Origin of the sequence: Streptomyces sp. TRM64462, assembly GCF_013362995.1 — a bacterium.
Classification (GTDB): Bacteria; Actinomycetota; Actinomycetes; order Streptomycetales; family Streptomycetaceae; genus Streptomyces.
Genome location: NZ_JABWDV010000211.1, coordinates 1 through 8598 on the forward strand (window position 1 = coordinate 1; position 8598 = coordinate 8598).

9 protein-coding genes are annotated in these 8598 nt (G+C 71.0%); all 9 read right to left on the bottom strand.

What is annotated here, in order from left to right; translation table 11 throughout:
* Window positions 1-40: 40 nt before the first annotated feature.
* The 9 genes from HTZ82_RS09545 to ftsW all read right to left on the bottom strand — a co-directional run bounded on the left by HTZ82_RS09545 (window position 41) and on the right by ftsW (window position 8575).
* Entirely contained in the window at window positions 41-1141 is a 1101-nt protein-coding gene (locus HTZ82_RS09545; protein ID WP_175408883.1) for a DivIVA domain-containing protein, read from the bottom strand.
* 49 nt (window positions 1142-1190) lie between these two features.
* Window positions 1191-1487 carry a YggT family protein gene (locus tag HTZ82_RS09550; protein WP_175408884.1) on the bottom strand — a complete coding sequence of 99 codons (297 nt, stop codon included), beginning with the start codon at window positions 1485-1487 and terminating at the stop codon, window positions 1191-1193.
* Window positions 1488-1565: 78 nt separating this feature from the next.
* Window positions 1566-2183 carry a cell division protein SepF gene (locus HTZ82_RS09555; RefSeq protein WP_175408885.1) on the bottom strand — a complete coding sequence of 206 codons (618 nt, stop codon included), beginning with the start codon at window positions 2181-2183 and terminating at the stop codon, window positions 1566-1568.
* A 123-nt stretch (window positions 2184-2306) separates the two neighbouring features.
* A complete protein-coding gene (locus HTZ82_RS09560; RefSeq protein ID WP_175408886.1) occupies window positions 2307-3026 on the bottom strand; it encodes a YggS family pyridoxal phosphate-dependent enzyme in 720 nt (239 codons plus the stop codon).
* Between the two features lie 6 nt (window positions 3027-3032).
* The gene (gene pgeF / locus HTZ82_RS09565; RefSeq protein WP_175408887.1) at window positions 3033-3764 is read right to left on the bottom strand and encodes a peptidoglycan editing factor PgeF; all 732 of its coding nucleotides are present in this window, start codon (window positions 3762-3764) and stop codon (window positions 3033-3035) included.
* A gap of 20 nt (window positions 3765-3784) precedes the next feature.
* Complete coding sequence (gene ftsZ, locus HTZ82_RS09570; protein ID WP_175408888.1) at window positions 3785-5008, bottom strand: cell division protein FtsZ; 1224 nt, start codon at window positions 5006-5008, stop codon at window positions 3785-3787.
* A 279-nt stretch (window positions 5009-5287) separates the two neighbouring features.
* Window positions 5288-6103: a cell division protein FtsQ/DivIB gene (locus HTZ82_RS09575; protein ID WP_175408889.1), complete on the bottom strand. Its 816-nt coding sequence runs from the start codon at window positions 6101-6103 to the stop codon at window positions 5288-5290.
* A gap of 27 nt (window positions 6104-6130) precedes the next feature.
* Complete coding sequence (gene murG, locus HTZ82_RS09580; protein ID WP_175408890.1) at window positions 6131-7222, bottom strand: undecaprenyldiphospho-muramoylpentapeptide beta-N-acetylglucosaminyltransferase; 1092 nt, start codon at window positions 7220-7222, stop codon at window positions 6131-6133.
* A gap of 6 nt (window positions 7223-7228) precedes the next feature.
* The gene (ftsW, locus tag HTZ82_RS09585; protein WP_175408891.1) at window positions 7229-8575 is read right to left on the bottom strand and encodes a putative lipid II flippase FtsW; all 1347 of its coding nucleotides are present in this window, start codon (window positions 8573-8575) and stop codon (window positions 7229-7231) included.
* Window positions 8576-8598: the final 23 nt, after the last annotated feature.

An 8598-nucleotide genomic window follows, 5' to 3' on the forward strand; every position in this document is an offset into this window, starting at 1 on the left:
TGTCTCGGGCCCCGGCCCTGCCGGTCTGCCGACGGCTGTGTCAGTTGTCGTCCTCGTCGATGAGGAAGCCGCGCATCGGGGACGGGGCCTGCTGCATCGGCTGCGGGGCCTGCGGTCGCACCGGTGCCATCGGCTGCGTCATCGCCGGCGACATCTGCTGCTGGCCGCCGTACGACGGGCCGTTGCCCATGGAGGGCGAGCCGCCCATCGTCTGGTTGCCGCCGTAGGACGGGGCGCTCGCGCCGGCCGATGCCATCGACGGGGACGGCGGCAGCGACGGAGCGGCGGACGGGGTGCGCGGCGGGGCCAGCGACTCGTCGCCCTGGCTCTCCAGCTGGCGCAGCTGGCTCTCCAGGTACGACTTCAGGCGCGTGCGGTACTCGCGCTCGAAGCCGCGCAGGTCCTCGACCTTGCGCTCCAGCGTGGCGCGGGCGGACTCCAGGGAGCCCATCGCGACGCGGTGCTTCTCCTGCGCGTCCCGCTCCAGCGCGTCGGCCTTGGCGCGGGCGTCGCGCTCCAGGCCCTCGGCGCGCGACCGGGCCTCGCCGACGATCTTGTTGGCCTCGGAGCGGGCCTCCGCGATCGCCTGGTCGGCCGTCTGCTGGGCCAGCGACAGCACGCGGGCCGCGCTGTCACCGCCGGGGCCCTGCTGGGGCATGCCGGGGCCGGGGCCGTGACCGCCCATGGGGCCACCCATCGGACCGCCCATGGGGCCGCCCTGCATGGGACCGGGGCCGTGCGGGCCCTGGGGGCCGCCGTGGCCCTGCGGGCCACCGTGGCTGGGACCGGCCGGCAGCTGAGGAGCACCGCCCGGCAGCTGGGGCGGGCCCATCTGCGGGGGCTGCTGCTGGACCGGCGGACCGGATATGGCGGCGGGCACCGGAGCGCCGGGACCACCGGGGCCTACGGGACGGTCCTGCTGCTCCGGGGGCTTGCGCATGGCCTGCTGCTGTTGGTTCTGCGCGGCGGCACGCGTGGCGGCGGCCAGCTTGGCGCGCAGATCCTCGTTCTCGCGGAGCAGGCGGGTCAGCTCGGCCTCGACCTCGTCGAGGAAGGCATCGACCTCGTCCTCGTCATAGCCTTCTCGGAGACGGACGGTCGTGAACTGCTTGTTCCGCACGTCCTCGGGGGTCAGCGGCATCTCTTCTTCACCTCTACGTAGTCGTCGGCAGTCGGCAGGACCGGATCGCTCACACCCTCATCGCGAAGCCACCCACGATGTTGAGCAGGATGTAGACGATGATCATCAGAACGAAGAAGGACAGGTCGAGTGCCACGCCCCCGAGACGCAGCGGTGGGATGAACCGCTGCAGAAGCTTGAGTGGTGGATCGGTGACAGTGTAGGTGGCCTCCAGAACGACCACCATCGCCTTACCGGGTTGCCATGAACGGGCGAACTGGAAGACGTACTGCATGACCAGCCGGAAGATCAGAAGAATCAGGAAGCACAACAGCGCGACGTAGATCACCTGCAGTACGACGCCCATCCCGCGTTCCCTCTCCCCTGGCTCTCGTGTACCGGCCTTCCGGCCGGGCTGTTCCCGGTGTCGTGTCCTTGCTCTGTCTCAGCTCTGGTTGAAGAATCCGCCCTCTGCGATGCGGGCCTTGTCCTCCGCCGTGACATCGACGTTAGCAGGCGACAACAGGAACACCTTCTGCGTCACTCGCTCAATGCTGCCATGCAGCCCGAAGACGAGACCGGCGGCAAAGTCGACAAGTCGCTTCGCGTCCGTGTCGTCCATCTCGGTGAGGTTCATGATCACCGGCGTACCCTCGCGGAAGTGTTCCCCGATGGTACGGGCCTCGTTGTAGGTCCGCGGGTGCAGCGTGGTGATGCGGTAGGGCTCCCGCTCGGACACGACCTTGGGCATGATCACCGGTGCGTTCTTCTCCAGACTCGGGCGTTCAGGTGTGATGGACGCCACGGGGGCGATTCGGGCGGGTCGTCCGCTTTCCGCGGGAAGCGGAACGGGTTCACGCTGAACCGGAGGCTGTGCCACCGGCACACGGACCGGCTCCTCGCGCTCCACCTGGTGCGGAGGCTGGTGGCGGCGCCGGTCACGCTCGGGCTCCGGCTCGAGCTCGGGTTCGAAGTCGTCATCGGGGTCGAAACCCCGGCCGTCGTACCCATCGTCCTCCACGAGGCCGAGGTAGACCGCCATCTTGCGCATCGCGCCGGCCATTCTCCGATTCCTCCGCTCTGTGGTGGATCGGCAACGTCAGGTCGCGCCCGCGATCCACTGGGCCTGTCCGCTTTCCGGCGGAATGACCATATTTTCTACTGTGGTCCGACTTGCTTCGCGACGTTACCCGAGCCGGGGTCGGACTCCGAGTACCGCCGTACCGATGCGCACATGTGTCGCTCCGGCCGCCACCGCGTCTTCGAGGTCCGCGCTCATCCCTGCTGACACCATGTTCGCAGCCGGACGGGTCACGCGCAGGCGGGATGCCAATTCCATCAGCCGGTCGAACGCGGCCCGTTGCCGTCCCGCATACGGCCCGGTCAGCGGCGCCACCGTCATCAGCCCGCCCAGGCGAAGCCCGGGCGCGGCTTCCACCGCATCCGCCAACTCCTCGATCCCCTCGGGCGCGACGCCCCCGCGGGCGCCCCGCTCGCCGGACTCGGCGTCGAGGGCGACCTGGATCAGACAGTCCAGCTCGCGCCCGGCGCGCCCGGCGGCCGACGAGAGTGCCGAAACCAGCTTCAAACGGTCGACCGACTGCACAACATGGGCATAACCGGCCACCGATCTCGCCTTGTTGGTCTGGAGCTGACCGACGAAGTGCCACGTCAGATCGAGGTCCGCGCACGCGGCGGCCTTCGGGGCCGCGTCCTGGTCCTTGTTCTCGGCGACATGACGGACGCCGAGTTCGTGCAGGAGCCGGACGTCGCTCGCGGGGTACGTCTTGGTGACGACGATGAGGGTCACGTCCTCGCGCTCGCGGCCCGCGGCGGCGCAGGCGGAGGCGATACGTTCCTCCACGCGCGCGAGGTTCTCGGCCAGTTCTGTCTTGCGGTCCGTCATGCTCCCTCAGTCCAGCCAGACATATCCGGCGAGCCGCCCGGTGGTGCGGTCGCGGCGGTACGAGAAGTGGTCGTCCGACTCGCGGGTGCAGACGGGCGACGCCTGCCGGTCCTGGACACCCAGCCGCTCCAGCTGGGCGTGGACCCCGGCGACCACGTCGACGGCCGGGGTGCCCCAGCTCGTCTCGGCACGGGCGGCCGGTTCGACGGCGGCGACCTCGTCGCGCATGGCCTCGGGAACCTCGTAACAGCGTCCGCAGACGGCCGGGCCGGTTCTGGCGACGATCCTGGACGGTTCGGCACCGAGTGTGATCATGGTCTCGACCGCCGCGGGGACGACTCCGGCGACCATGCCGGGCCGGCCCGCGTGGGCGGAGGCCGCGACACCCGCGACCGGGTCGGCGAGCAGGACCGGGACGCAGTCGGCGGTGAGCACGGCGAGCGGGAGCCCGCGCCGGGCGGTGACCACGGCGTCCCCCTGCGGAACTTCCGCTTCCGCCGGCCAGGGTCCGTCGACCACGGCGACGTCCCGGCCGTGCACCTGGTTCATCCAGACGACGAGCCCCGGATCGATGCCGAGGTGCTCGGCGGCGAGCTTCCGGTTCGTACGGAAGGCGGCGGGGTCGTCGCCGACCGCGCCGCCGAGGTTGAGCTCCGCGTACGGAACGGCGCTCACCCCGCCCCACCGGTCGGTGAAGGCGAAGTGCGCGCCGTTCACGGTGTCGTGCTGCCCTATCACGTCAGGATCACTTCAGGCCGTCACTTCAGGAAGTCGGGGACGTCCAGCTCTTCGGCCTGGGTGTCCGCGTAGGGGCGGGTCGTCGGGACCGACGGCGAGGCGGCCGGCGACAGCGGGGCCTCGTTGACCGCCGGGGCGGGCTCGGCCGGAGCGGCCGGCGGCTCCTCCCGTACGGGGACCGTGCCCAGGCCGCCCGCGGGGCGGGAGGTCTCGGTGGTCCGTGGCGGGGCGGCCGGGGCGGGTTCCTCGCGCTTGGGGGCCGACGCGCCCAGCACGTTGTCGCGCCGGGCGGGCGGCTGGCCGCCGTCGAAGCCGGCCGCGATGACCGTGACCCGTACCTCGTCGCCGAGGGCGTCGTCGATGACCGCGCCGAAGATGATGTTGGCCTCCGGGTGCGCGGCCTCGCTGACGAGCTGCGCGGCCTCGTTGATCTCGAACAGGCCGAGGTCCGAGCCGCCGGAGATGGACAGCAGCACACCGCGGGCGCCGTCGATGGACGCCTCCAGGAGCGGCGAGGAGATCGCCATTTCGGCGGCGGCCACGGCACGGTCGTCGCCGCGCGCGGAGCCGATGCCCATGAGCGCCGAACCGGCCTCGGACATGACCGACTTGACGTCGGCGAAGTCGAGGTTGATCAGGCCGGGCGTGGTGATGAGGTCGGTGATGCCCTGGACGCCGGAGAGCAGGACCTGGTCGGCGGACTTGAACGCGTCCAGCACGCTGACCTGGCGGTCCGAGATGGACAGCAGCCGGTCGTTGGGGATGACGATGAGGGTGTCGACCTCTTCGCGGAGCTCGGCGATGCCGTCCTCCGCCTGGTTGGCGCGGCGCCGGCCCTCGAAGGTGAACGGGCGGGTGACCACGCCGATCGTCAGGGCGCCGAGCGAACGTGCGATGTTGGCGACGACGGGCGCGCCACCCGTGCCGGTGCCACCGCCCTCGCCTGCGGTGACGAAGACCATGTCGGCCCCCTTGAGGACCTCCTCGATCTCCTCACGGTGGTCCTCTGCCGCCTTGCGACCGACTGCCGGGTTGGCCCCGGCCCCGAGGCCGCGGGTGAGTTCGCGTCCGACGTCGAGCTTGACGTCGGCGTCGCTCATCAACAGGGCTTGCGCGTCCGTGTTGATGGCGATGAACTCGACGCCCTTGAGACCGACCTCGATCATTCGGTTGATGGCATTGACACCACCGCCGCCGACACCGATGACCTTGATGACTGCGAGGTAGTTCTGCGGTGCTGCCACGTCGAAGGCCTCTCGCCTCGAGTTACGTGCCGCCGCTGCGCGCTGCGTGGCGTGCCGCGACGACGGATGCCGATGGGACGGTCCGAATCGCCGACCCAAACCCTAACGTTGAAGTTTAGGGTTACCAGTGTGCCTGCTCCCTGGACTCTTCCGAACAGGACACTAAGTCGACAAGCGGCGCACGTTCAACGAACACGCCGAACCTCCCGTTTTTCTTTTCACCCTATGTGATCACCCCCAGCGATGACCAACCAGGGTGCTGGCCAGCGCACATGTGCGTCAACTGCGTGACGCGGCAGGGGCGCTCGGAGCACTGACGTCGAAGTGCCCCGCTTTGGGCGCCGCCTTCATCAGTGCGATAAGGGCACGGGTTTTCGCGTCGCCCTGTTCGCCGCTCCCCCAGAGCACCGTGCGGCCCCCCGTCAGCTCCAGGGTCAGGGAGTCGTACGAGCGGACGCGGACGGACACGACGTCGCGGGCGATACGGCCGGGCAGCCCGGTCACCACACCGACCGCCTCGCGCCTGAGCCGCTCGGCGCCGAAGCGGCGGAGGCTGGGCGACCGGCCGGTGTCGAGGCGGAGCAGCGGCACCTCGCGGGGCGCGGTGTCGACGGTCGCGAACCGCACTCCCTTCGCGTCCACTTCGATGTACTTTCCGCCCTCTTCGGCCACCAGAACGGGCTCGCGTTCGGTCACTTCGAGACCGATCGCGTGCGGCCAGGAGCGGACGACGTCGACCGAGTCGATACGGGGCAGGGCGCGGCGCAGCCGGTCCTCGATGGCGTCCGTGTCGACGGAGGCCAGCGGCGAGCCCAGCGGTACGGCCGCCGCGTCCTCGACCTGGCGGGGCGTCAGGACGCGCGTGCCGGAGACGGTGACCTGTTCGACGCGCAGCCAGGAGGAGCCGTACAGCGTCCAGACCGCGCCGCCGACGAGGGCGAGGGCGGCGGCGACGAGGAGCAGGACGCGGGGCGGGCGGGGCATGCGGAGGCGCCGGGCGCCGTCCGGCAGCGGGTCACCGGGGCCGGCGGGCCGGGCCGACGACACCCCCGCGGGCCGCTTGGTGCCGCGTTCGGTGGTCGTCGGTCCGGCCATGCTCCCTGCTTCCTCACACCCGTGCCGTCATGCGCGGCGGGCGGCGATCGCCTCGTGGACCATACCGACGAGCAGGTCGTCGGCGTCCCGGCGGCCGAACTCGGCGGCGGCGCGGGACATCTCGTACAGCCGGTGCGGGTCGGCGAGGACCGGGAGGACGTTGCCCTGGACCCACTCGGGGGTCAGTTCGGCGTCGTCCACCAGCATGCCGCCGCCGGCCTTGACCACCGGCTGGGCGTTGAGCCGCTGCTCGCCGTTGCCGATCGGCAGCGGGACGTACGCGGCGGGGAGCCCGACGGCGGAGAGTTCGGCGACGGTCATCGCGCCCGCGCGGCAGAGCATCATGTCGGCCGCGGCGTACGCGAGGTCCATCCGGTCCACATACGATACCGGGACGTACGGCGGCATTCCCGGCATGTTCTCGACGTGCGGCAGTTCGTTCTTCGGGCCGACGGCGTGCAGGATCTGGATACCGGAGCGCTGGAGCACCGGCGCGACCTGCTGGACGACCTCGTTGAGCCGGCGGGCGCCCTGCGAGCCGCCGGAGACGAGCAGCGTCGGCAGGTTCGGGTCGAGCCCGAACGCGGCGCGGGCCTCGGGGCGGACCCGGGCGCGGTCGAGGGTGGCGATGGTGTGCCGCAGCGGGATGCCGATGTAGCGGGCGTTGCGGAGCTTGCTGTCGGGCGTGGCGACGCCGACCGCGGCCGCGTACCGGGAGCCGATCTTGTTGGCCAGGCCGGGGCGGGCGTTGGCCTCGTGGACGACGATGGGCACGCCGAGCCGCTTGGCCGCCAGGTAGCCGGGCAGGGCCACGTAGCCGCCGAAGCCGACGACGCAGTCCGCCTTGGTGCGCTCCAGGATCTGCTCGGCGGCCTTGATCGTGCCGCGCAGCCGCCCGGGCACGGTGATCAGCTCGGGCGTGGGCTTGCGTGGCAGCGGTACGGCGGGGATGAGCGCCAGCTCGTAGCCCCGCTCGGGCACGAGCCGGGTCTCCAGGCCGCGCTCCGTGCCGAGGGCCGTGATCCCCACGGTGGGGTCCTGCCTGCGCAGGGCATCCGCGAGGGCGAGCGCGGGCTCGATGTGGCCGGCGGTCCCCCCACCGGCGAGTACGACATGCACCGAAATTCACCGCTCTCCGGACGGGCGCTTCTTGACGCGCCGTCGCATCGACATCCAACTCACCCCGGCCCGGCTGCCCGGTCGGGGCTGACGCATGGCCAGGGCCGCTTTCGCCGTGGGCTCGTCTCGCGCGAAGGCGATCAGCAGCCCGACGGCGAACATGGTCGGCAGCAGGGCGGAGCCTCCGTAGGAGAACAGCGGGAGCGGGACACCGGCGATCGGCAGCAGACCGAGCACCGCACCGATGTTGATCACGGCCTGGGCCGTGATCCAGGTGGTCACGCCTCCCGCGGCGTACCTCACGAAGGGGTCCTCCGTGCGTCCGGCCACGCGAATACCCGCATAGCCTAGAGCCGCGAACAGGGCGAGCACCGACAGCGTCCCCGCCAGCCCCAGTTCCTCCCCGGTGATGGCGAAGATGAAGTCGGTGTGCGGTTCGGGGAGTTGGCCCCATTTTTCCACACTCGCGCCCAGTCCGGAACCGAACCATCCGCCGGACGCCAGAGCATAGATGCCGTGCACGGCCTGCCAGCACAGGTCCCCCGGGCCGGGCTCGGTGGCGCCGAGGCAGCCGATCCTGGCCATGCGGTTCTCGCTCGTACGGATCAGCATGACGCCGATGGCGCCGGCCACGGTCAGCACGGACACGAAGAGGCGGGTCGGGGCGCCGGCCAGCCACAGCAGGCCGAAGAGGATCGCGGTGAGGATGATCGCCGTGCCCATGTCCCCGCCGAGCATGATCAGCCCGAGAAGGAGGAAGGCGATGGGGACGAGCGGGACGAGCAGGTGCTTCCACTGGGTCAGCAGCCGCTTCTCCTGCTTGCGCGCGAGGAGGTCGGCGCCCCACAGGATGAGCGCGAGCTTGCCGAACTCGCTGGGCTGGAGCTGGAAGGGCCCGCCCAGGTAGATCCAGTTCTGGTTGCCGTTGACCTCGTGCCCTATCCCGGGGATCTGGACCAGCACCATCAGGAAGACGGTGCCCATGAGCAGCGGGTAGGCCAGCGCCCGGTGCAGTTTGACGGGCATCCGGGCGGCGATGAGCAGCAGTGCGCCGCCGATGACGGCGGCGAGGAACTGCTTGCGGAAGAAGTAGGTGGCGGGCAGGGACAGCTCCAGCGCCTTGATGATCGACGCGGAGTAGACCATGACGAGCCCGAGCACGGTGATCAGCAGGCTGGCGCCGAGGATCACGTAGTACGCCGTGAGGGGACGGTCCCAGGCGCGGCGCGCCCGCTCGTACAGGCGCCGCACGCGCCGGCCGCGCGGTGGGCGGGCGGTCGCGGAAGTGCGGGACCGGCCGCCGCCCCGGGGGGCGGGTGCCCTGCGCGGCCCGGCGGTGCGGGTGCCGTTCATGGTCGCTGTCCCCTCCAGTCGTG